Genomic DNA, 20,522 nt, shown 5'->3' with positions numbered 1-20,522 from the left:
GTATTACGCAATTGGCTATGCTTAACAGACTGTTCTGACGTGGCATGGTGTGAACAAACCCGTACAATACGACGATGTACCAGGCTTATTCAGAAACGCACCGTTTCAGAAGCAAGGGGCAGAGTGTTAAAAGTAGCCTCAGTTACGCCGGTCAACTTTATTTACCTGCTCGGATTGAGCAGTATCTTGTAGTCAATCACCCGTTGGACGCGCTTATGGCGCAGGAAAAGACGCGTTTTGAAGAAATCCACCGCAGCACCTAAACCTGTTGTTCCGCTTTGGCGTCAGCAATTGCACTACCGGCTCAAGGAAGGTGCGTTGATCGCCATTGGAGCCCTGTGTCTGTTCTTGATGATGGCACTTCTGACCTACGGTAAAGATGATCCGGGTTGGAGTCATAACAGCAAGATCGAAGATGTGCAGAACTTCGGTGGTCCCGCCGGTTCTTACAGCGCCGATATCCTGTTCATGGTGTTGGGTTACTTCGCTTATATCTTCCCGCTGCTGTTGGCGATCAAGACTTATCAGATCTTCCGCCAGCGCCATGAACCCTGGCAGTGGAGCGGCTGGCTGTTTTCCTGGCGGCTGATCGGCCTGGTGTTCCTGGTGCTGTCTGGCGCCGCGCTGGCCCATATCCATTTCCATGCACCCACCGGCCTGCCTGCCGGTGCCGGTGGCGCCCTGGGTGAAAGCCTGGGCGACCTGGCCAAGAATGCCCTGAACGTGCAGGGCAGTACCCTGATGTTCATTGCCCTGTTCCTGTTCGGCCTGACGGTATTTACCGACCTGTCCTGGTTCAAGGTGATGGATGTCACTGGCAAGATCACGCTTGACCTGTTCGAGCTGTTCCAGGGCGCGGCCAATCGCTGGTGGGATGCCCGCGTGGAGCGCAAGCAACTGGTGGCGCAACTGCGCGAGGTGGATGCTCGGGTCGATGAAGTCGTGACCCCCAACATCGCCGACAAACGCGAGCAGGCCAAGGTCAAGGAGCGCCTGATCGAGCGCGAGCAGGCGTTGAGCAAGCACATGTCCGAGCGCGAGAAGCAGGTGCCGCCCGTGATCACGCCGGTGGCGGTCAAGCCGCCTGAGCCCAGCAAGCGCGTGCAGAAAGAGAAGCAGGCGCCGCTGTTCGTCGATAGCGCGGTGGAAGGCACCTTGCCGCCGATCTCGATTCTTGATCCGGCGGAAAAGAAGCAGCTCAATTATTCACCCGAGTCCCTGGCCGCCGTCGGTCACCTGCTGGAAATCAAGCTCAAGGAATTCGGCGTCGAGGTCGCGGTGGACTCGATCCATCCAGGTCCGGTGATCACCCGTTACGAAATCCAGCCGGCGGCGGGGGTGAAAGTCAGCCGTATCGCCAACCTGGCCAAGGACCTGGCCCGTTCCCTGGCGGTGACCAGTGTGCGGGTGGTGGAAGTGATTCCCGGCAAGACCACCGTCGGCATCGAGATCCCCAACGAAGACCGGCAGATCGTGCGCTTCTCCGAAGTGCTCTCGACCCCGGAATACGACAACTTCAAATCCCCGGTCACCCTGGCCCTGGGCCACGATATCGGTGGCAAGCCGATCATCACCGACCTGGCGAAAATGCCTCACCTGCTGGTGGCCGGTACTACCGGTTCCGGTAAGTCGGTGGGGGTCAACGCCATGATCTTGTCGATCCTGTTCAAGTCCGGCCCGGAAGACGCCAAGCTGATCATGATCGACCCGAAAATGCTCGAACTGTCGATCTACGAAGGCATTCCGCACCTGCTGTGCCCGGTGGTCACCGACATGAAGGACGCGGCCAACGCCCTGCGCTGGAGCGTGGCAGAGATGGAGCGGCGCTACAAACTCATGGCCAAGATGGGCGTGCGCAACCTTTCGGGCTTCAACGCCAAGGTCAAGGAAGCCATCGATGCCGGCACGCCGCTGGCTGATCCGCTGTACAACCGCGAAAGCATCCACGACGAAGCGCCGCTGCTGACCAAGTTGCCGACCATCGTCGTGGTGGTGGACGAATTCGCCGACATGATGATGATCGTCGGCAAGAAGGTCGAAGAGCTGATCGCCCGTATCGCCCAGAAGGCCCGGGCCGCCGGTATCCACCTGATCCTCGCGACCCAACGGCCGTCGGTGGACGTGATCACCGGCCTGATCAAGGCCAACATCCCGACCCGCATGGCGTTCCAGGTATCGAGCAAGATCGACTCGCGGACCATCATCGACCAGGGCGGCGCCGAACAGCTGCTGGGCCACGGTGACATGCTCTACATGCCGCCGGGCACCAGCCTGCCGATTCGCGTCCACGGCGCCTTCGTCTCCGACGATGAAGTGCACCGCGTGGTGGAGGCCTGGAAGCTGCGCGGCGCGCCGGAATATAACGACGACATCCTCAACGGTGTCGAAGAGGCGGGCAGTGGTTTCGAAGGCAGCAGCGGTGGTGGCGACGGCGATGATCCGGAAGCCGATGCGCTGTACGACGAAGCCGTGCAGTTCGTCCTGGAAAGCCGCCGGGCCTCGATCTCGGCGGTACAGCGCAAGCTGAAGATTGGCTACAACCGCGCCGCCCGGATGATCGAGGCCATGGAAATGGCCGGGGTGGTGACGGCGATGAACACCAACGGCTCCCGCGAAGTGCTGGCGCCTGGCCCGATGCGCGACTGATCCCGTTTTGTTTTCAGCGGCGTGATGCCACGCCGCTCGTGTACCCATCCAATTTATGAGGAATTCCATGCGCCTGATTCGCATGTTGCTGCTGCCGGTACTGGCTGTGACCACCTTGTCGGCCCACGCCGACCCCAAAGACGTGGCGCGCCTGACCCAGTTGCTGGAAAAGTCCCAGACCCTGACCGCGCGTTTCTCACAGCTGACCCTGGACGGCAGCGGCACCCAATTGCAGGAAACCGCCGGCGAGATGTCGCTGCAGCGTCCTGGCCTGTTCTACTGGCACACCGATGCGCCGCAAGAGCAACTGATGGTTTCCGATGGTCAGAAAGTCTCGCTGTGGGACCCGGACCTGGAGCAGGTGACCATCAAGAAGCTCGACCAGCGCCTGACCCAGACCCCAGCCCTGCTGTTGTCCGGTGACGTGTCGAAGATCAGCGAAAGCTTCGACATCAACTCCAAGGAAGCCGGTGGCGTGATGGACTTCACCCTCAAGCCGAAAACCCGCGACACCCTGTTCGACAGCCTGCGCCTGTCGTTCCGCAACGGCATGATCAACGACATGCAACTGATCGACAGCGTCGGCCAGCGCACCAATATCCTGTTTACCGGGGTCAAGGCCAACGAAGCGATCCCGGCCTCCAAGTTCAAGTTCGACATCCCCAAGGGTGCCGATGTGATCCAAGAGTAAGCAGCCGCAGCCGCAAGGTTTCGAAGGTAGTCCATGGACCTGTTTCGTAGTGCCCCGATCGCCCAGCCACTGGCCGCACGCTTGCGTGCCACCAACCTGGACGAGTACGTCGGTCAGCAGCACCTGCTGGCCCGGGGCAAGCCGCTGCGCGAGGCCCTGGAGCAGGGCGCCCTGCATTCGATGATCTTCTGGGGCCCGCCCGGGGTCGGCAAGACCACCCTGGCGCGGCTGTTGGCGGAAGTCTCGGATGCTCACTTCGAAACCGTCTCGGCGGTGCTGGCCGGGGTCAAGGAGATCCGCCAGGCGGTGGAAATCGCCAAGCAGCAGGCCGGGCAATACGGCCGGCGGACCATTCTGTTCGTCGACGAAGTGCATCGCTTCAACAAGTCGCAGCAGGATGCCTTCCTGCCCTATGTGGAAGACGGCACCCTGATCTTTATCGGTGCCACCACGGAAAACCCGTCCTTCGAACTCAACAATGCCTTGCTCTCCCGAGCGCGGGTGTATGTGCTCAAGAGCCTGGATGAAACGGCCCTGGGCACCCTGGTACAGCGCGCCCTGACTGAGGAGCGGGGGTTGGGCAAGCGCCAGTTGCGACTCAGCGACGAAGGCTTCCAGATGCTGCTGTCGGCGGCCGATGGCGATGGCCGGCGCATGCTCAACCTGCTGGAAAACGCCTCGGACCTGGCCGAAGACGGCGGCGAGATCGGCGTTGATCTGCTGCAAAGCCTGCTGGGGGATACCCGTCGGCGTTTCGACAAGGGCGGAGAAGCCTTCTACGACCAGATTTCCGCGTTGCACAAATCGGTGCGCGGCTCCAACCCCGACGGCGCCCTGTACTGGTTTGCGCGCATGCTCGACGGCGGCTGCGACCCGCTGTACCTGGCCCGGCGCGTGGTGCGCATGGCCAGCGAGGACATCGGCAACGCCGACCCGCGAGCGCTGAGCCTGTGCCTGGCGGCCTGGGATGTGCAGGAGCGCCTGGGCAGCCCCGAAGGCGAGCTGGCGGTGGCCCAGGCCATCACCTACCTGGCCTGTGCGCCAAAAAGCAACGCCGTGTACATGGGCTTCAAGGCCGCCATGCGCGCCGCTGCCGAGCACGGTTCGCTGGAAGTGCCGATCCACCTGCGCAACGCCCCGACCAAGCTGATGAAGCAGTTGGGTTACGGCGATGAATACCGCTACGCCCATGACGAGCCGGATGCCTACGCCGCCGGTGAAGACTATTTTCCCGAAGAGCTGGAGCCATTGCCGCTCTACCAGCCGGTGCCCCGTGGCCTGGAGCTGAAGATCGGCGAGAAGCTCAAGCACCTGGCCGCCCTGGACCGGGCCAGCCCCTTGCAGCGGAGAAAACCTTGATCCCCCTGATTCTCGCAGTCTCCGCCGGTGGCGTGGCCGGCACCCTGTTGCGTTTCACCACAGGCAACTGGATCAACGCCAATTGGCCGCGGCACTTCTATACCGCGACGCTGGCCGTTAATATCGTGGGCTGCCTGCTGATCGGCGTGTTGTACGGACTGTTCCTGGTCCGTCCGGAAGTGCCGATCGAAGTGCGTGCCGGATTGATAGTGGGCTTCCTCGGTGGCCTGACGACTTTTTCATCCTTTTCACTGGATACCGTGCGTCTGCTGGAAAGCGGACAAGTGGCGCTGGCCCTGGGCTATGCGGCACTGAGCGTATTCGGCGGGCTGCTTGCTACCTGGGCCGGCCTGTCCTTGACCAAACTTTGATAAACGAGAGAACGACATGCTCGATTCCAAACTGTTACGTAGCAACCTCCAGGACGTAGCGGATCGTCTGGCATCCCGCGGCTTTGCCCTGGATGTGGCACGCATCGAAGCGCTGGAAGAACAGCGCAAGACCGTGCAGACCCGCACCGAGCAACTGCAGGCTGAACGTAACGCGCGCTCCAAGTCCATCGGCCAGGCCAAGCAACGCGGCGAAGACATCGCCCCGCTGATGGCCGACGTTGAGCGCATGGGGAACGAGCTGAGCTCCGGCAAGGCCGAGCTGGAAAGCATCCAGAGCGAACTGGACTCGATCCTGTTCGGCATTCCCAACCTGCCTCACGAGTCGGTGCCGGTGGGTGAAGACGAAGACGGCAACGTTGAAGTGCGCCGCTGGGGCACTCCGACCTCCTTCGACTTCCCGATCAAGGATCACGTGGCCCTGGGCGAAACCCACGGCTGGCTGGACTTTGAAACCGCCGCCAAGCTCTCCGGCGCGCGCTTTGCCCTGCTGCGCGGCCCGATCGCCCGCCTGCACCGCGCCCTGGCGCAGTTCATGATCAACCTGCACACCGGCGAGCACGGTTACGAAGAAGCCTACACCCCATACCTGGTGCAGGCTCCGGCGCTGATGGGCACCGGCCAGTTGCCGAAGTTCGAGGAAGACCTGTTCAAGATCACTCGCGAAGGCGAGGCCGATCTGTACCTGATCCCGACCGCTGAAGTGTCGCTGACCAACATCGTGGCTGGCGAGATCCTCGATCCGAAGCAGCTGCCGCTGAAGTTCGTCGCTCACACGCCGTGCTTCCGCAGTGAAGCCGGTGCTTCGGGCCGCGACACCCGCGGCATGATCCGCCAGCACCAGTTCGACAAGGTCGAGATGGTCCAGGTGGTCGAGCCGTCGACTTCCATGCAAGCCCTGGAAGGCCTGACCGCCAACGCCGAAAAGGTCCTGCAACTGCTGCAACTGCCGTACCGCGTACTGGCCCTTTGCACCGGCGACATGGGCTTTGGCGCGATCAAGACCTACGACCTGGAAGTCTGGGTGCCGAGCCAGGACAAATACCGCGAGATCTCCTCGTGCTCCAACTGCGGCGACTTCCAGGCCCGGCGCATGCAGGCGCGTTTCCGTAACCCGGAAACCGGCAAGCCTGAGCTGGTGCACACCCTCAACGGCTCCGGCCTGGCCGTGGGCCGTACCCTGGTGGCGGTGCTGGAGAACTACCAGCAAGCCGACGGTTCGATCCGCGTGCCGGAGGTGCTGAAGCCGTACATGGGTGGTCTTGAGGTCATCGGCTAAATGGAATATCTGCCGCTGTTTCACAACCTTCGCGGCAGTCGTGTGTTGGTGGTCGGCGGAGGGGAGATTGCCTTGCGCAAATCCCGTCTGCTGGCCGACGCCGGTGCGCAGCTGCGAGTGGTCGCACCTGAAATAGAAGCGCAATTGCAGGAACTGATCGTCGCCAGCGGCGGTGAGTCCCTGTTGCGCGGGTATGTCGAGGCAGACCTCGACGGCTGCACCCTGATCATCGCCGCCACCGACGATGAATCCCTGAATGCCCAGGTTTCCGCCGATGCCCATCGGCGTTGCGTCCCGGTCAACGTGGTGGATGCTCCGGCCCTGTGCAGCGTGATCTTCCCCGCCATCGTCGACCGTTCGCCGCTGGTCATCGCAGTGTCCAGCGGCGGCGATGCGCCGGTGCTGGCGCGCTTGATCCGGGCCAAGCTGGAAACCTGGATTCCTTCCACCTATGGCCAGTTGGCCGGGTTGGCGGCGCGTTTTCGGGCCCAGGTCAAAGGCCTGTTTCCGGATGTGCAGCAGCGCCGGGCGTTCTGGGAAGACGTGTTCCAGGGCCCCATCGCCGATCGCCAGCTGGCGGGGCAGGGCGCGGAAGCCGAGCGTCTGTTGCAGGCCAAGATTGCCGGCAAGGCGCCCCACGCGCCGGGCGAGGTGTATCTGGTGGGGGCGGGCCCGGGTGATCCGGACCTGCTGACCTTCCGCGCCCTGCGCCTGATGCAACAGGCCGACGTGGTGCTCTACGACCGTCTGGTGGCGCCGGCGATTCTCGAACTGTGCCGCCGCGACGCCGAACGCATTTACGTCGGCAAACGTCGCGCCGATCACGCCGTGCCCCAGGAGCAGATCAACCAGCAACTGGTGACCCTGGCCCAGCAAGGCAAGCGCGTGGTGCGGCTCAAGGGAGGCGACCCGTTCATCTTTGGCCGGGGCGGCGAAGAGATCGAAGAGCTGGCGGCCCACGGCATTCCATTCCAGGTGGTGCCGGGGATTACCGCGGCCAGTGGCTGCTCGGCCTACGCCGGGATTCCCCTGACTCACCGCGATTACGCGCAGTCGGTGCGCTTCGTCACCGGTCACCTCAAGGACGGCACCAGCAACCTGCCCTGGAGCGACCTGGTGGCACCGGCCCAGACCCTGGTGTTCTACATGGGCCTGGTGGGCTTGCCGACCATCTGCGAGCAGCTGATCAAGCACGGTCGTGGCGCCGACACGCCGGCGGCGCTGGTGCAGCAGGGCACCACCAGCAACCAGCGAGTGTTCACCGGTACCTTGGCCAACCTGCCGACGCTGGTGGCCGAGCACGAAGTGCACGCGCCGACCCTGGTGATCGTTGGCGAAGTGGTCCAGCTGCGCGAGAAGCTGGCCTGGTTCGAAGGCGCCCAGTCCGAGGTCTGAAACGCTTCGCCGGCAAGCCGGCTCCTACACGATCTGCGTAGGAGCTGGCTCGCCAGCGAAAGCCTCCTCAATCCCTGCACCTAACCCCTTGCCCACTCAACCGCTGCCGATCATGGCCGCGGCTGAAATCCTGCAACGGCCCTTTGGGCACGATCCCGGTCGGATTGATGGTGCTGTGGCTGGCGTAGTAGTGCCCCTTGATATGGGCAAAATCCACCGTCTCGGCAATCCCCGGCCATTGATACAGCTCACGCAGCCAGTTCGACAGGTTCGGGTAATCGGCAATCCGCCGCAGGTTGCACTTGAAGTGGCCGTGGTACACCGCATCGAAACGGATCAGCGTGGTAAACAGCCGAACATCGGCTTCGGTCAGGTACTCGCCGGCCAGGTAGCGTTGCTTGTCCAGCAACGCCTCCAGCGCGTCCAGCTCGGCAAACACATCATCGAACGCCGTTTCATAGGCTTGTTGTGAAGTGGCAAATCCGGCGCGGTACACGCCATTGTTCAGTGCGGGGTAGATGCGAGCATTGAGTTCATCGATGCGTGCGCGCAATGCCTGCGGATAAAAATCCAGGTCGTTGCCGGTCAGGCCGTCGAAGGCGCTGTTGAACATGCGGATGATTTCCGCCGACTCGTTGCTGACGATGCGCTGTTGCTGCTTGTCCCACAGCACTGGCACCGTTACGCGGCCGGTGTAGTCGGCCGTGTCGGCGGTATAGCGCTGGTGCATGAAGTCGAAGTGATCCAGCGCGTCACCGCTGGAGCCGTAGGCACTGTCGAAGGTCCAGCCGTTCTCGCGCATCAGCCAGCTGACCACCGAGACGTCGATCAGCGGTTCCAGGCCCTTGAGCTTGCGCAGGATCAGGGTGCGGTGGGCCCACGGGCAGGCCAGGGATACATAGAGGTGGTAGCGCCCGGCCTCGGCGGCAAAGCCGCCTTCGCCACTAGGGCCTGGGCGACCATCGGCGGTGACCCAGTGCCGGCGTTGCGCCTGTTCCCGTTGGAAGGCGCCGTCCTTGCCGCTTTCATACCACTGGTCATGCCAGCGCCCATCGATCAGCAGTCCCATGGAGTGCTCCTCAGCTATTTTGCGTTGGAGTGCAGTCTATGCCGCTGGGTTCGAACAAAAAGCGCAAAGCTTGGGCGGTTTTGATCGATTAAATCGATCTGTCCCGGGCATCCCAGTACTGCTGGGCTAGCGCGAAGGCCTGCTCCCGCGGCGTGCCCAAGCCGCGCAGGGCCAGGGCCATGGTCGCCAGCAGGGCCAGTTGCGGGTAGCTGTCCTGCACCTCGCCACGCCACAGCGCCTTGAGGTGCTCGGGGTCGAGGCTCGCTGGTTTCACATGGCGCTGGGCCGACAGCGCCGGCCATTCCTCGTCCCAGCTGACGCCGCCGGTGCTGCCGTACAGATGGCTGGTGGTGTCCGGGTTGATCTCGATCTCGCCGCCGTCGCCCTTGATCACGATCACGTTGTCCCCCAGCAGGCCGCTGGCATCGCGGTGCACCGCCTGGTAGCCGGGGTGGAAGATGCTCTGCAGGCCACAACGGGCGCCCAGGGGATTGAGCAGGCGCGCCAGGGAGTGGATCGGCGAGCGCAGGCCGAGGATGTTGCGCAGATCGATCATGCGCTGCAATTGCGGCGCCCAGTCGCCCAGGGGCATGAAGGCCAGGTTGCCCTGGTCCAATGCCTTGCCGACCGATGGCCAGTCTCGGCACAGGGGAATGCCCAGGGGCTCCAGCAATTGTTCGGTGTACAGGCGCCCGGCCGTGTGGGCGCCGCCGCCGTGGAGCAGGATACGCACGCCGTTCTGCGCCAGGCACTTGGCTGCCAACAGGTACCAGGGCAGGTGGCGCTTCTTGCCGGCGTAGGTCGGCCAGTCGAGGTCCAGCGCGATAGGCGGGGCGTTCAGGCGTTCGCGCAAGGCCTCGGTGAAGCCCGCCAGTTCTTCCGGGCTTTCTTCCTTGTGCCGCAGCAGCATCAGGAAGGCGCCGAGCTGGGTGTCCTCGACCTTGTCGTCGAGCAGCATGCCCATGGCTTCGCGGGCTTCCTCGCGAGTCAGATTGCGCGCGCCGCGCTTGCCCTTGCCAAGGATGCGCACGAACGGGGCGAAGGGATGCTCGGCCGGGGTTTCGGTCAGCAGGGGGGCGAAATCGTTCATAGGCAATTGGTCGGCTTCGGCAGGCCCGCCAGCTTGGCGGCGAGTTTGGCGGGAGTACCCTTGAACAGTCGGTTCAGGTGCAGGCTGTTGCCCTTGTCCGGGCCCAGCTTGAGGGCGGTGTACTTGATCAGCGGGCGGGTGGCCGGAGACAGCTGGAACTCCTTGTAGAAGCCCTGCAGCAGTTCGAGGATTTCCCAGTGCTCGGCGCTGAGTTCAAGTGCTTCATTGGCGGCCAGGGCCTGGGCCACATCGGCCGACCAGTCGTCGAGGTTGACCAGGTAACCGTCCTTGTCCAGCTCGATGGCGCGGGCGCCCACGGTCAGGGTACTCATAGCCAGGTGTTGACCTTGTCATGCTCAATCGACAACTCGACGAAACCCGGGTAATCCACCGCCCGGGCCCAGGCCGGCAGGGCCAGGCCGCGAGCGTTCAGGTCTTCTTCCAGCACGTACAGATTCAGGCCGCTGCGGGCGCCCAGTTCGGCGTAGACAGCTGTGTTCGGCTGCAGGGCGTAGGCGGCATCACCGCACAGCAGCAGGCCATCGGCGCTGCCCAGCAAACGCAGGCAACTGCTCAGGCGAGTGTCGGTGAAGGGCGAGTGGGACAACACATGCAAGGTCGACATCAGAGGGTAATCACCTGGTCAAAACGGTCGATGATCCCGGCCAGTTCCGGGGCGTCCAGCACTTGTACCGCGTCAAGGCCCAGGGCCGCCGGGTCGAGGCCGCGAGCCTTGAGGCTGGCGTTGCAGGCGAACAGCTCGTCAACGCCGAACAGCGACAGCGCCTGCAGGTTGGCGCTCAGGTCTTTCTGGCGCAGCAGCGACGCCTGTTGCCCGGGCGCCAGTTGCAGCACGCCATCGTCGAGAAACAGCAGGCCAATGGGCAGGTCAAAGGCGCCGCCGGCCAGGACGATGTCCAGGGCCTCCCGGGCACCAGGGCCGGACCACGGCGCCTGACGGCTGATCAACAACAGGGATTTGGCCATCTCACGCCCCTCCAAAACAGATCAGGCGATCGGCGGCCTGCACCGCGTCATGCAACTGGCCGAGCCCCGACAGTTCCCAGGGCGCCTCGACGTTTACCGCCGTGCGCTGATAGCGCTGGGCTTCGTCGGCATTCAGCACGCCCCGGCGCAGGGCCGCAGCGATGCACACCACGCCATCGAGCTGGTGCTGCTGGACGAACTCCCGCCATTCCCGGGGCAGGTCCTGTTCGTCCTGGGGCGTGACCACGCTGTTGGCAGCGTTGTACACGCCGTCCTGATAGAAAAACAGCCGGACAATCTCGTGCCCGCCCGCCAGCGCCGCCTGGGCGAACAGCAGGGCGCGGCGCGAGGAAGGCGCGTGGGCGGCGGAGAACAGGGCGATGGCGAACTTCATGACGGACTCGATGGATAAAACTGCGGCCATGATAAAGCTTTCTCCGTGGATCGGCTAAACCCCTTTCGCCCCGAAGGCTCTGGCTCGGCAAGCCTGGTACATATCGGGTAAAGCTTTGCCCGGCCCCAAACCCCGGGGCGGGGGCTAGACTCGCGCCTTCAATCAACCTGCGACAAGGAGCAAGGGATGATGGATTTGAATTCGGCGGTGGTGGTGGTCACCGGTGCCGGTCGTGGTCTGGGCGCGGCGCTGGCCATCAGTCTGGCGGACCTGGGCTGCAAGTTGATTCTCTGTGGGCGCAACGCCGAGGCCCTGGCGCAAGTGAGCGCGGCCATCCAGACGCGCACCGGCCAGGCCGCCGATTGCGTGGTGGTGGACCTGGCCAGCAGCGACAGCGTCAAGGCGGCCCTGGCGGAGATTCATGTGCGTCAGCCGCGGGTGGACATTCTGATCAACAACGGCGCCATGTGGCTGGAGGCCAGCGAGCAGCCCCATAGCGCGGCCGAGGTCACTGGAGTGATCGATGCGGCCCTGACTGGCACCTTCCTCCTGACCCAGGGCCTGATGCCGGCGCTCAAGGCCTCCAAGCGCCCGGACATCGTCACCATCGGTTCCATCAGCGGTCTGCCCAATGCACCGCTGCACAGCGTGTCGCTGCCGTTCTACGCGGCCAAGCACGGGCAACTGGCCCTGGCCGACGGCCTGCGCCAGGTGCTCAAGGGCACGCCGGTGCGTTCGCTGTGCGTGCATCCGCCGTATCTGGAAGACATCTCGCCGCTGGACCCGGCCTGGCAGCAGGTTCCGGCACGGCACAAAGGCCAGCAGGGCACCAACCGCGACGTGGTGGAAGCGGTGGTCTTCGCCCTGACCCGACCACGGCACATCAGCCTGTCGTCGATCGTCATCGATACCGACAGCGGCGGTCTGTTCGACTGACGGCGGCGCAGGTCAGCGGGTCTTGTAGCCCAGTTGCCAGCGGCGCGGAATCTTCAATGACGCGACGCCCAGCAGGGCGGCAAACAACCCGCTGACATACAGCGCCTTGAGCCCAAGGTGCTGTTCCAGCAAGGCCCCCAGCACCGCTCCGGCGAACATCCCGCTCCACGGCACCAGCTGTACCCGCCAGCCGTTGCGCCGTTCGCCGAGCAGCCAGCGCCCCAGCCCGCGGCCAAAGCGCGACAGGGCACCGGTGACGTAGGTCAGGCCGATGGGCAGGCCGTTCACTTCCTCCACCGCCGCATTGAGCATGCCCATGGCGATGATGGCTGCCAGCAGGGCCGGCAATTGCTGTTCGAAGGGCCAGGCGGCGGAGGCGCAGAGCAACGCGCCAATGCTCAGCAGCAAGGGCAGGGCGCGGTGTCCGGCCAGGCGGCTGACCACCACGCCCAGGGCGTTGCCGACGACAAAGGTCGCCACCAGCAGCAACAGGCGCAGCACCAGGCCCGGTTCGCCATCACTGATGGCCACCGCCATGCGCGTGGTGTTGCCGCTCATGAAGGAAACGAAATCGCCAGTGGCCATGAAGCCGATGGCGTCAGTCATCCCGGCCAGCACGGACAGGCAGGCCACCAGCCCGAGGCCGACCCGCCCGCGCCATTTCTGCGTGTGCTGCAGGGTGGCGCTGGCCGCTGGTGTGGAAGTCGAAGGCAACATCGTCGGTTCTCCTGAACAGGGACTGCGGGGGACGCGTGCGGGTCAAGGCTGCGGATCAAGCTGATGCAGGGCGCAATATTCAGCCCAGGGCATGCCGGCCATCTCCGCCACCTCCTTGTGCACCTCAAGGCGCTGGGCGCGGAATTCCTCCGGACTGGCGGCGGTCAGTTGCAGGCTCAGTTCCCAGGCGAACAGCCCCAGGCGCTCGGCTTCAGCCTCGAAAGCTTCATGCAGGCGCTCGGCGCGGTATTGCGCCGGGGTTTCGCCCCGGGCCCGGGCTTCCAGGGGGTTGAGGTGGTCCAGCTGTTCACGCAGCTCGGGGCGCTGTTCGAGGAACGTGCCCAGGGCCTGTTCATGGGGGTATTGATCGATGGCCATGAAGACTCCCGTAAAGAGCGCCGGGCTAGGGCGCGAGATTGAATGGGGGTGGCAGATGTTCAAGACACCGTGGCGGTCAAATCACGCAACCGCGCCAGGTCCTTGCGCGCAATGACATAGGTGCGCGCCAGCCTGTCGCCAATGCGCTGGAAGCGGCTCGATTCACAGCAGATCAGCAGGGTGACCGGGCCGATGGCCGCCTCCAACGGTCGGGTCGCCGAGCGGATCAGCACCTGCAATAGCGAAGGCGGCTGGCCGATACCATTGATCACTTGCAGGCCGCACAGGGCCTTGCCGACGGTGTAACCCCGCGACAGGTATTCGCTGAGGGGAAAATACAGGCACCAGATGATCAGCAGCGCCCACTCCGAATACTGGAGGTTGTCGATCACCGTGCAGAGGAAAAACCACAGCGCGGTCACCAACGCGGCGTCCAGCAGATAAGCCAGAATGCGCCGGATGATCAGGCCGGCTCTCGATACTTCCATGCAGTGCCCCAAAGACTACGCGCTGTATTGAGCGGCGTATTGTACGGCCTAACGCCTCGACAGTTTGGCTTTCAGCTGATGACGGGGTCGTCGCGACCTATCTCGGCCCTCAGTTGGGCAATCAGGTGCAGGCAGTGGGTGAGCCCTGGCGAGGGTTCGCCGACCCGGCGGCTGAGGATGATCGGCGAGGTGGCCGCGGTCTCCAGCAAGGGGCAAAAGCCGATGTCGTCGCGGTGCAGCACCTGCACCGAGGCCGGCACCAGGGTGACGCCGATCCCGGCGCCCACCAGGCCGATGGCGGTCTGCAGTTCATTGGTCCATTGGGCGATCTTCAGGTTCAGGCCCCGGGCATTGAACAGCGCGATCACGTGGTCGGCGTAGCTCGGGCGCGGGTTGGCCGGGTAGAGCACGAAGGGCTCGTTGGCCAGTTGCTCGAGGGTCAGCGCCTGCCCCAGCAGGCGGTGGCCGGCGGGCAGGGCGACCACCAGCCGGTCCTCGGTCAGCACCCGTTGCACGATGGCCGGGTCGTCGATGTGAATGCGCCCAAAACCGATATCGATGCGCCCGGCCTTCAAGGCTTCCACCTGTTGCAGGGTGGTCATTTCCGACAGGCCCAGTTCCAGCTCCAGGGTTTCGTTGCTGCGCAGGCGGCGGATCAGTTGCGGCAGCACGCCGTACAGGGTCGAAGGGGCAAAGCCGATGCCCAGCCAGGTCTTGTGCCCCAGGCCAATGCGCCGGGTGTTGTCGCAGACCTTGCCCAACTGCTCCAGCACCCGATTGGAATGTTCAAAGAAGAACCGCCCGGCAGCGGTCAGGCGCAGCGGCCGGCCACGCTCCAGCAACAGCACCCCCAACTCGTCCTCCAATTGCTGGATCTGCCGGCTCAACGGCGGCTGGGCGATGTGCAGGCGCTCGGCGGCGCGGGTGAAGTTGAGGGTTTCCCCCAGTACCTGGAAGTAGCGCAGATGACGCAGCTCCATGACAGCTCCCCTGTAGAGATGTGCATACCTTAAAGGTATCAAGCCAGACCAATTCTATATTGGAACCCCGGAAAAAGCCGGCACAGAATCGAGCGCAGAACTTCAAGAACCTCACGGGTATGGACATGCACGCTTCTGCCATTGAATCGATCGAAACGATCATCGTCGATCTGCCGACCATTCGCCCCCACAAGCTGGCCATGCACACCATGCAGAACCAGACCCTGGTGCTGATCCGCCTGCGCTGCGCCGACGGCATCGAAGGCCTGGGCGAATCCACCACCATCGGCGGCCTGGCCTATGGCAACGAAAGTCCGGACAGCATCAAGACCAACATCGACCGCTTCTTCACTCCGCTGCTGCTCGGCCAGGACGCCAGCAACATCAACGCCGCCATGCTGCGCCTGGAGCAGAGCATTCGCGGCAATACCTTCGCCAAGTCCGGCATCGAAAGCGCCTTGCTCGACGCCCAGGGCAAGCGCCTTGGCCTGCCGGTCAGCGAACTGTTGGGCGGCCGGGTGCGTGATGCGCTGCCCGTGGCCTGGACCCTGGCCAGCGGCGACACCGCCAAGGACATCGCCGAAGCTGAGCAGATGCTCGACCTGCGCCGCCACCGCATCTTCAAGCTGAAAATCGGCGCCGGTGAAGTGGACCGCGACCTGGCCCACGTGATCGCCATCAAGAAGGCCCTGGGCGACCGCGCCAGCGTGCGGGTCGACGTCAACCAGGCCTGGGACGAAGCCGTGGCCCTGCGCGCCTGCCGCATTCTCGGCGGCAACGGCATCGACCTGATCGAGCAACCCATCTCGCGCAACAACCGCGCCGGCATGGTGCGCCTGAATGCCAGCAGCCCGGCGCCGATCATGGCCGACGAATCCATCGAATGCGTGGAAGACGCCTTCAACCTGGCCCGCGAAGGCGCGGCCTCGGTGTTCGCCCTGAAGATCGCCAAGAACGGCGGGCCGCGCGCTGTCCTGCGTACCGCGGCGATTGCCGAGGCGGCGGGCATCGGCCTGTATGGCGGCACCATGCTCGAAGGCGGCATCGGCACCCTGGCCTCGGCCCACGCCTTTCTGACTCTGAACAAACTGAGCTGGGACACCGAGCTGTTCGGCCCGCTGCTGCTGACCGAGGACATCCTCGCCGAGGCGCCGGTGTACCGGGATTTCCACCTGCATGTCTCACGGGCACCGGGCCTTGGCCTGAGCCTGGACGAAGAGCGCCTGGCGTTCTTTCGTCGCGACAAAACCACCCCCGTGCTGCATCACACCTGAGGAGGGCTGCATGCTATTCCACGTGAAAATGACCGTGAACCTGCCGGTCGACATGAACCCCGAGCGCGCCGCGCAACTGAAAGCCGAGGAAAAGGCCCTGGCCCAGCGCCTGCAGGCCGAAGGCAAGTGGCGCCACCTGTGGCGCATCGCCGGGCTGTACGCCAACTACAGCGTGTTCGACGTCGACAGCGTGCAGGAACTGCACGACACCCTGATGCAACTGCCGCTGTACCCGTACATGGCCATCGAAGTTAACGCCCTGTGCAGGCATCCTTCTTCCATTCATGAGGATGACCGCTGAGTTCGCACCAGCCCGTTCACCACTCTAATAAATACAAGATGAGGATTGATCATGAACGTCAGAATTTCCCAGACTGCCAGCGCCCAACGCTTTCTTGAAGAAGCCAGCGGCCAGTTCACCGAAGGCGGCAACCCCCGGACCAAGGCCATCGTCTACCGCATCCTGCGGGACACCGTGAACATCATCGAAGACCTCAACGTCACCCCGGAAGAGTTCTGGAAAGCCGTCAACTACCTCAACGTGCTCGGCGCTCGCCAGGAAGCCGGACTGTTGGCCGCAGGCCTGGGCCTGGAGCATTACCTGGACCTGCTGATGGACGCTGCCGACGAGCAGGCAGGCAAGACTGGCGGCACCCCACGCACCATCGAAGGCCCGCTGTACGTCGCCGGCGCGCCCCTGAGCCAGGGCGAGGCGCGCCTGGACGACGGCCTCGATCCGGGCGTGGTGCTGTTCATGCAAGGGCAGGTGACCAACACTGCCGGCCAGCCCCTGGCCGGCGCCATCGTCGACGTCTGGCACGCCAACACCGGCGGCACCTATTCCTACTTCGACGGCAGCCAGTCGGAGTTCAACCTGCGCCGGCGCATCGTCACCGACGCCGAGGGCCGCTACCGTTTTCGCAGCATCGTGCCGTCCGGCTACGGCTGCCCGCCGGAAGGCCCGACCCAGCAACTGCTGGATCAACTGGGTCGCCACGGCCAGCGCCCGGCGCACATCCACTTCTTCATCTCGGCTGATGACCATCGCCACCTGACCACCCAGATCAACCTGGATGGCGATCCCTACCTGCACGACGACTTCGCCTACGCCACCCGCGACGAGCTGATCGCCAAGATCACCTTCAGCGAAGACCAGGCCCGGGCCAAGGCCCTGGGCGTGAGCGGGCGTTTCGCCGAAATCGAGTTCGACTTCACCCTGCAGTCCTCGGCCCAGCCGCAAGAACAGCAGCGCCACGAACGGGTACGTGCCCTGGAGGACTGAAGCGCCGACCCGGCTTGACCCGGCCACGGAGCACCGACCCAGGTGCCCGTGGCTTTTGCCGTTATGCCTGGCCTGACGAGCCTGCGTTGCGTGCCTGAAACGCAGACCCAATAAGAACAATCAGAGTGACCCGATCATGCAAATGCATCTGTTGAGTGAACGCAGCCGCGTGTTTGTTCAAGCCGATCCCCATGCCGTGTCCGGTTACGTCAATCAGCACGTGGGCAGCCACTGCATCCGCTTGCCCCGGGCCGGGCAGCCCCAGGCCAGCCTCAACCACCGGGCCCTGGCCAGCCTCGACCTGTGCAGCCTCAGTTACGGCGGTAGCGTGCGCGTCACCTCGCCAGCGCTGGAAAGCATCTACCACCTGCAGGTACTGCTGCGCGGCCATTGCCTGTGGCGCGGCCCGGGCCAGGAACACTGTTTCGCCCCGGGGGAGCTGCTGCTGATCAACCCCGACGACCCGGTGGACCTGACCTATTCCGACGACTGCGAAAAATTCATCATCAAGATTCCCACCCATCTGCTGGAAACCGCCTGCCAGGAACAGCGCTGGCAGTACCCGGGGCAGGGCGTGCGCTTTGTGCGCCAGCGTTACCAACTGCAGGAACTGGAAGGCTTCATTCCCTTGCTGAGCCTGCTGTGCCAGGAAGCCGAAGCCCTTGAGAGCATGCCCAAGGTCCAGGAGCACTACGCGCACATTCTGGTCGGCAAGCTGCTGGGCCTGATGCAGACCAATGTCCAGCGCGGCACCCTGAGCGCCTCGGCGGCGACCTTCGAACGCATTGCCGACTACATCGAACGCAACCTCAAGCAGGACATCGGCTGCGAGGAACTGGCGCAGCAGGCGCGCATGAGCCTGCGTTCGCTGTATGCGCTGTTCGAACGCAACGTCCGCACTACGCCGAAGAACTACATCCGCCAGCAGAAACTGCAACGGGTGCACGCCTGCTTGAGCGACCCGCAATGCCCGGTGCGCAACGTCACCGAACTGGCCCTGGATTTCGGCTTCCTGCACCTGGGGCGCTTCGCCCAGAGCTACCGCCAGCAATACGGCGAACGGCCCTCCGACACCCTCAAGCGCCGCCACTGATCCTCAGGCATCGGCCCCTTGTAGGAGCTGGCTTGCCAGCGAAGGGGCCGCCAGGCTCAGCGCCCCCTAAGGGCCTTTTCGCCGGCAAGCCGGCTCCTACACAGGCCATGTCGGCGCCTTTGCAGAAAACGGATACAGGTCTGCACGCATCGGCTATTGCCCCGCCAACCCCCGTCCTAGCATGGCCCTGCCTGAATAAAAACAATGGAGGCGGCGGCCATGTCCCTGCGACCCGAATACCTGCATTCCCTGCTTGAAGAAGACCCCGATCAGGGTGTCTACCGCTGCAAGCGGGCGATGTTCACCGACCCCCGGCTGTTCGACCTGGAGATGCAGCACATCTTCGAAGGCAACTGGCTGTACCTGGCCCACGACAGCCAGATTCCCAACCCCAACGACTACTACAGCACCACCATGGGCCGGCAGCCGGTGTTCATCGCGCGCAACAAGAACGGCGAACTCAATGCCTTCATCAACGCCTGCAGCCATCGCGGCGCCATGCTCTGCCGGCACAAGACCGGCAACAAGGCGTCCTTCACCTGCCCGTTCCACGGCTGGACTTTCAACAACGCCGGCAAACTGCTCAAGGTCAAGGACCCGGCCGCCGCAGGCTACCCGGCCAGCTTCAACTGCGAGGGCTCTCACGACCTGACCCGCGTCGCGCGTTTTGAGTCCTATCGTGGCTTCCTGTTCGGCAGCCTCAACCCAGACGTGCTGCCCCTGGTGGAACACCTGGGCGAGTCGGCGAAGATCATCGACATGATCGTCGACCAGTCCGCCGACGGCCTGGAAGTGCTGCGCGGCTCCTCCAGCTACATCTATGAAGGCAACTGGAAGCTCACCGCCGAAAACGGCGCCGACGGCTACCACGTCAGCTCGGTGCACTGGAACTACGCCGCCACCCAGAACCAGCGCAAGCAGCGCGAAGCCGGGGAAGACATCCGCACCATGAACGCCGGCAGCTGGGCCAAGCAGGGCGGCGGTTTCTATTCCTTCGACAAGGGCCACATGCTGCTCTGGACCCGCTGGTCCAACCCCGAGGATCGCCCGCTGTACGAGCGCCGCGACGAGCTGGCCCGGGACTTCGGCCAGGCCCGGGCCGACTGGATGATCGAGAACTCGCGCAACCTGTGCCTGTATCCCAACGTCTACCTGATGGACCAGTTCAGCTCGCAGATCCGCATCGCCCGGCCGATCTCGGTGGACCGCACCGAAATCACCATCTACTGCATCGCGCCCAAGGGCGAGAGCGACGACGCCCGGGCCCGGCGCATCCGCCAGTACGAAGACTTCTTCAACGTCAGTGGCATGGCCACCCCGGACGACCTGGAAGAGTTCCGCTCCTGCCAGCTCGGCTACCAGGGCAGCACCACCGCCTGGAACGACATGTCCCGTGGTGCCGAGCACTGGGTTCAGGGGGCAGACGAGGCCGCGAAAGAAATCGACCTGCAGCCGATCCTCAGCGGCGTGCGCACCGAGGACGAAGGTCTGTTCGTGATGCAGCACAAGTACTGGCAGCAGACCCTGCTGGCGGCCCTGGAACGTGAAGCTGCACGCCAGATCGATGTGGAGGCCGTGCAATGACTGTTTCCTACGACACCGTGCGGGATTTCCTGTACCGCGAAGCCCGCTACCTGGACGACAAGGACTGGGACAGCTGGCTGGAACTCTACGCCCCGGACGCGACCTTCTGGATGCCGTCCTGGGACGACCGCGACCAGTTGACCGAAGACCCGCAGCGGGAAATCTCGCTGATCTGGTACGGCAACCGCAGCGGCCTGGAAGACCGGGTGTTCCGCATCAAGACCGAGCGCTCCAGCGCCAGCATTCCCGACACCCGCACCTCGCACAACCTGAGCAATATCGAGCTGCTGGAGCAGGGCGACGGCCAGTGCAAGCTGCGCTTCAACTGGCACACCCTGAGCTTTCGCTACAAGACCGTGGACAGCTACTTCGGCTGCAGTTTCTACACCCTCGACCTGCGCGGCGAAAACCCGTTGATCAAGGCCAAGAAAGTCATCCTGAAGAACGACTACGTTCGCCAGGTCGTCGACATTTACCACCTCTGAGGCGAC

23 protein-coding genes are annotated in these 20,522 nt (G+C 64.0%); 13 read left to right on the top strand and 10 right to left on the bottom strand.

Features of this window, described 5'->3' with window-relative positions:
• Positions 1–237 precede the first annotated feature (237 nt).
• From DNK59_RS11675 to cysG, 6 genes are all read left to right on the top strand, one after another.
• The gene (locus DNK59_RS11675) at positions 238–2,646 is read left to right on the top strand and encodes a DNA translocase FtsK (protein ID WP_060840121.1); all 2,409 of its coding nucleotides are present in this window, start codon (positions 238–240) and stop codon (positions 2,644–2,646) included.
• Positions 2,647–2,713: 67 nt separating this feature from the next.
• The gene (gene lolA, locus DNK59_RS11670) at positions 2,714–3,337 is read left to right on the top strand and encodes an outer membrane lipoprotein chaperone LolA (protein WP_110723296.1); all 624 of its coding nucleotides are present in this window, start codon (positions 2,714–2,716) and stop codon (positions 3,335–3,337) included.
• Positions 3,338–3,370: 33 nt separating this feature from the next.
• On the top strand, positions 3,371–4,696 hold the full coding sequence (locus DNK59_RS11665) for a replication-associated recombination protein A (RefSeq protein WP_047305310.1): 1,326 nt from the start codon (positions 3,371–3,373) through the stop codon (positions 4,694–4,696).
• The gene (gene crcB, locus DNK59_RS11660; RefSeq protein ID WP_041119048.1) at positions 4,693–5,067 is read left to right on the top strand and encodes a fluoride efflux transporter CrcB; all 375 of its coding nucleotides are present in this window, start codon (positions 4,693–4,695) and stop codon (positions 5,065–5,067) included. The genes DNK59_RS11665 and crcB overlap by 4 nt, the downstream gene beginning before the upstream one ends.
• A 16-nt stretch (positions 5,068–5,083) precedes the next feature.
• Positions 5,084–6,364 carry a serine--tRNA ligase gene (gene serS, locus DNK59_RS11655; RefSeq protein ID WP_110723295.1) on the top strand — a complete coding sequence of 427 codons (1,281 nt, stop codon included), beginning with the start codon at positions 5,084–5,086 and terminating at the stop codon, positions 6,362–6,364.
• Complete coding sequence (gene cysG / locus DNK59_RS11650) at positions 6,365–7,759, top strand: siroheme synthase CysG (protein WP_092313119.1); 1,395 nt, start codon at positions 6,365–6,367, stop codon at positions 7,757–7,759. It begins immediately after the preceding gene.
• 67 nt (positions 7,760–7,826) lie between these two features.
• Here the strand turns inward: cysG and DNK59_RS11645 are convergent, their stop codons facing one another.
• The 6 genes from DNK59_RS11645 to tusD all read right to left on the bottom strand — a co-directional run bounded on the left by DNK59_RS11645 (position 7,827) and on the right by tusD (position 11,299).
• On the bottom strand, positions 7,827–8,828 hold the full coding sequence (locus DNK59_RS11645; RefSeq protein WP_110723294.1) for a glutathione S-transferase family protein: 1,002 nt from the start codon (positions 8,826–8,828) through the stop codon (positions 7,827–7,829).
• Between the two features lie 88 nt (positions 8,829–8,916).
• Positions 8,917–9,918: a glycosyl transferase family protein gene (locus DNK59_RS11640; protein WP_110723293.1), complete on the bottom strand. Its 1,002-nt coding sequence runs from the start codon at positions 9,916–9,918 to the stop codon at positions 8,917–8,919.
• Positions 9,915–10,250 carry a TusE/DsrC/DsvC family sulfur relay protein gene (locus DNK59_RS11635; RefSeq protein ID WP_092313128.1) on the bottom strand — a complete coding sequence of 112 codons (336 nt, stop codon included), beginning with the start codon at positions 10,248–10,250 and terminating at the stop codon, positions 9,915–9,917. Before DNK59_RS11635 ends, DNK59_RS11640 begins: the two co-directional genes overlap by 4 nt.
• On the bottom strand, positions 10,247–10,543 hold the full coding sequence (tusB, locus tag DNK59_RS11630) for a sulfurtransferase complex subunit TusB (protein ID WP_110723292.1): 297 nt from the start codon (positions 10,541–10,543) through the stop codon (positions 10,247–10,249). The genes DNK59_RS11635 and tusB overlap by 4 nt, the downstream gene beginning before the upstream one ends.
• Complete coding sequence (gene tusC, locus DNK59_RS11625) at positions 10,543–10,905, bottom strand: sulfurtransferase complex subunit TusC (RefSeq protein WP_110723291.1); 363 nt, start codon at positions 10,903–10,905, stop codon at positions 10,543–10,545. The genes tusB and tusC overlap by 1 nt, the downstream gene beginning before the upstream one ends.
• Position 10,906: 1 nt before the next feature.
• Positions 10,907–11,299, bottom strand: coding sequence for a sulfurtransferase complex subunit TusD (tusD, locus tag DNK59_RS11620; RefSeq protein WP_092313137.1), 393 nt, complete (start codon positions 11,297–11,299; stop codon positions 10,907–10,909).
• 186 nt (positions 11,300–11,485) lie between these two features.
• Between tusD and DNK59_RS11615 the strand changes: the two genes are divergently transcribed.
• On the top strand, positions 11,486–12,235 hold the full coding sequence (locus DNK59_RS11615; protein WP_092313140.1) for an SDR family oxidoreductase: 750 nt from the start codon (positions 11,486–11,488) through the stop codon (positions 12,233–12,235).
• Positions 12,236–12,247: 12 nt separating this feature from the next.
• Here the strand turns inward: DNK59_RS11615 and DNK59_RS11610 are convergent, their stop codons facing one another.
• The 4 genes from DNK59_RS11610 to DNK59_RS11595 all read right to left on the bottom strand — a co-directional run bounded on the left by DNK59_RS11610 (position 12,248) and on the right by DNK59_RS11595 (position 14,798).
• A complete protein-coding gene (locus DNK59_RS11610; protein ID WP_110723290.1) occupies positions 12,248–12,952 on the bottom strand; it encodes a YoaK family protein in 705 nt (234 codons plus the stop codon).
• A gap of 42 nt (positions 12,953–12,994) precedes the next feature.
• Complete coding sequence (locus tag DNK59_RS11605; RefSeq protein ID WP_110723289.1) at positions 12,995–13,330, bottom strand: DUF6388 family protein; 336 nt, start codon at positions 13,328–13,330, stop codon at positions 12,995–12,997.
• Positions 13,331–13,389: 59 nt separating this feature from the next.
• Positions 13,390–13,818, bottom strand: coding sequence for an RDD family protein (locus DNK59_RS11600; protein WP_110723288.1), 429 nt, complete (start codon positions 13,816–13,818; stop codon positions 13,390–13,392).
• Between the two features lie 71 nt (positions 13,819–13,889).
• Positions 13,890–14,798, bottom strand: coding sequence for a LysR family transcriptional regulator (locus DNK59_RS11595; protein ID WP_092313152.1), 909 nt, complete (start codon positions 14,796–14,798; stop codon positions 13,890–13,892).
• Positions 14,799–14,923: 125 nt separating this feature from the next.
• On the opposite strand from DNK59_RS11595, the gene DNK59_RS11590 reads away from it, so the two are divergent.
• From DNK59_RS11590 to benB, 6 genes are all read left to right on the top strand, one after another.
• Positions 14,924–16,072, top strand: a complete 1,149-nt coding sequence (locus DNK59_RS11590) for a muconate cycloisomerase family protein (RefSeq protein ID WP_177431234.1) — start codon at positions 14,924–14,926, stop codon at positions 16,070–16,072.
• A 10-nt stretch (positions 16,073–16,082) separates the two neighbouring features.
• Positions 16,083–16,373 (top strand): muconolactone Delta-isomerase, encoded by a 291-nt coding sequence (gene catC, locus DNK59_RS11585; protein ID WP_016966965.1) that lies wholly within the window; start codon positions 16,083–16,085, stop codon positions 16,371–16,373.
• A gap of 51 nt (positions 16,374–16,424) precedes the next feature.
• The gene (catA, locus tag DNK59_RS11580; RefSeq protein ID WP_110723286.1) at positions 16,425–17,354 is read left to right on the top strand and encodes a catechol 1,2-dioxygenase; all 930 of its coding nucleotides are present in this window, start codon (positions 16,425–16,427) and stop codon (positions 17,352–17,354) included.
• 136 nt (positions 17,355–17,490) lie between these two features.
• Positions 17,491–18,447 (top strand): AraC family transcriptional regulator, encoded by a 957-nt coding sequence (locus DNK59_RS11575; protein ID WP_110723285.1) that lies wholly within the window; start codon positions 17,491–17,493, stop codon positions 18,445–18,447.
• 219 nt (positions 18,448–18,666) lie between these two features.
• Positions 18,667–20,031 carry a benzoate 1,2-dioxygenase large subunit gene (benA, locus tag DNK59_RS11570; RefSeq protein WP_110723355.1) on the top strand — a complete coding sequence of 455 codons (1,365 nt, stop codon included), beginning with the start codon at positions 18,667–18,669 and terminating at the stop codon, positions 20,029–20,031.
• On the top strand, positions 20,028–20,516 hold the full coding sequence (gene benB, locus DNK59_RS11565; protein WP_110723284.1) for a benzoate 1,2-dioxygenase small subunit: 489 nt from the start codon (positions 20,028–20,030) through the stop codon (positions 20,514–20,516). The genes benA and benB overlap by 4 nt, the downstream gene beginning before the upstream one ends.
• Positions 20,517–20,522: the final 6 nt, after the last annotated feature.

It is taken from the genome of Pseudomonas sp. TKO26, from assembly GCF_003225665.1.
GTDB classification, from domain to species: domain Bacteria; phylum Pseudomonadota; class Gammaproteobacteria; order Pseudomonadales; family Pseudomonadaceae; genus Aquipseudomonas; species Aquipseudomonas saponiphila.
This window is presented reverse-complemented; position numbering and strand designations above follow the sequence as displayed.

Excerpts from the sequence above, each read along its gene's own strand:
- benA (WP_110723355.1), top strand. The coding sequence starts at position 18,667 with ATGTCCCTGCGACCCGAATACCTGCATTCCCTGCTTGAAGAAGACCCC.
- tusD (WP_092313137.1), bottom strand. The coding sequence starts at position 11,299 with ATGAAGTTCGCCATCGCCCTGTTCTCCGCCGCCCACGCGCCTTCCTCG.
- DNK59_RS11590 (WP_177431234.1), top strand. The coding sequence starts at position 14,924 with ATGCACGCTTCTGCCATTGAATCGATCGAAACGATCATCGTCGATCTG.
- DNK59_RS11610 (WP_110723290.1), bottom strand. The coding sequence starts at position 12,952 with ATGTTGCCTTCGACTTCCACACCAGCGGCCAGCGCCACCCTGCAGCAC.
- DNK59_RS11605 (WP_110723289.1), bottom strand. The coding sequence starts at position 13,330 with ATGGCCATCGATCAATACCCCCATGAACAGGCCCTGGGCACGTTCCTC.
- DNK59_RS11665 (WP_047305310.1), top strand. The coding sequence starts at position 3,371 with ATGGACCTGTTTCGTAGTGCCCCGATCGCCCAGCCACTGGCCGCACGC.
- DNK59_RS11615 (WP_092313140.1), top strand. The coding sequence starts at position 11,486 with ATGATGGATTTGAATTCGGCGGTGGTGGTGGTCACCGGTGCCGGTCGT.
- catA (WP_110723286.1), top strand. The coding sequence starts at position 16,425 with ATGAACGTCAGAATTTCCCAGACTGCCAGCGCCCAACGCTTTCTTGAA.
- cysG (WP_092313119.1), top strand. The coding sequence starts at position 6,365 with ATGGAATATCTGCCGCTGTTTCACAACCTTCGCGGCAGTCGTGTGTTG.
- tusC (WP_110723291.1), bottom strand. The coding sequence starts at position 10,905 with ATGGCCAAATCCCTGTTGTTGATCAGCCGTCAGGCGCCGTGGTCCGGC.
- DNK59_RS11575 (WP_110723285.1), top strand. The coding sequence starts at position 17,491 with ATGCAAATGCATCTGTTGAGTGAACGCAGCCGCGTGTTTGTTCAAGCC.
- tusB (WP_110723292.1), bottom strand. The coding sequence starts at position 10,543 with ATGTCGACCTTGCATGTGTTGTCCCACTCGCCCTTCACCGACACTCGC.
- DNK59_RS11600 (WP_110723288.1), bottom strand. The coding sequence starts at position 13,818 with ATGGAAGTATCGAGAGCCGGCCTGATCATCCGGCGCATTCTGGCTTAT.
- DNK59_RS11640 (WP_110723293.1), bottom strand. The coding sequence starts at position 9,918 with ATGAACGATTTCGCCCCCCTGCTGACCGAAACCCCGGCCGAGCATCCC.
- benB (WP_110723284.1), top strand. The coding sequence starts at position 20,028 with ATGACTGTTTCCTACGACACCGTGCGGGATTTCCTGTACCGCGAAGCC.
- DNK59_RS11595 (WP_092313152.1), bottom strand. The coding sequence starts at position 14,798 with ATGGAGCTGCGTCATCTGCGCTACTTCCAGGTACTGGGGGAAACCCTC.
- DNK59_RS11635 (WP_092313128.1), bottom strand. The coding sequence starts at position 10,250 with ATGAGTACCCTGACCGTGGGCGCCCGCGCCATCGAGCTGGACAAGGAC.
- serS (WP_110723295.1), top strand. The coding sequence starts at position 5,084 with ATGCTCGATTCCAAACTGTTACGTAGCAACCTCCAGGACGTAGCGGAT.
- lolA (WP_110723296.1), top strand. The coding sequence starts at position 2,714 with ATGCGCCTGATTCGCATGTTGCTGCTGCCGGTACTGGCTGTGACCACC.
- DNK59_RS11645 (WP_110723294.1), bottom strand. The coding sequence starts at position 8,828 with ATGGGACTGCTGATCGATGGGCGCTGGCATGACCAGTGGTATGAAAGC.
- catC (WP_016966965.1), top strand. The coding sequence starts at position 16,083 with ATGCTATTCCACGTGAAAATGACCGTGAACCTGCCGGTCGACATGAAC.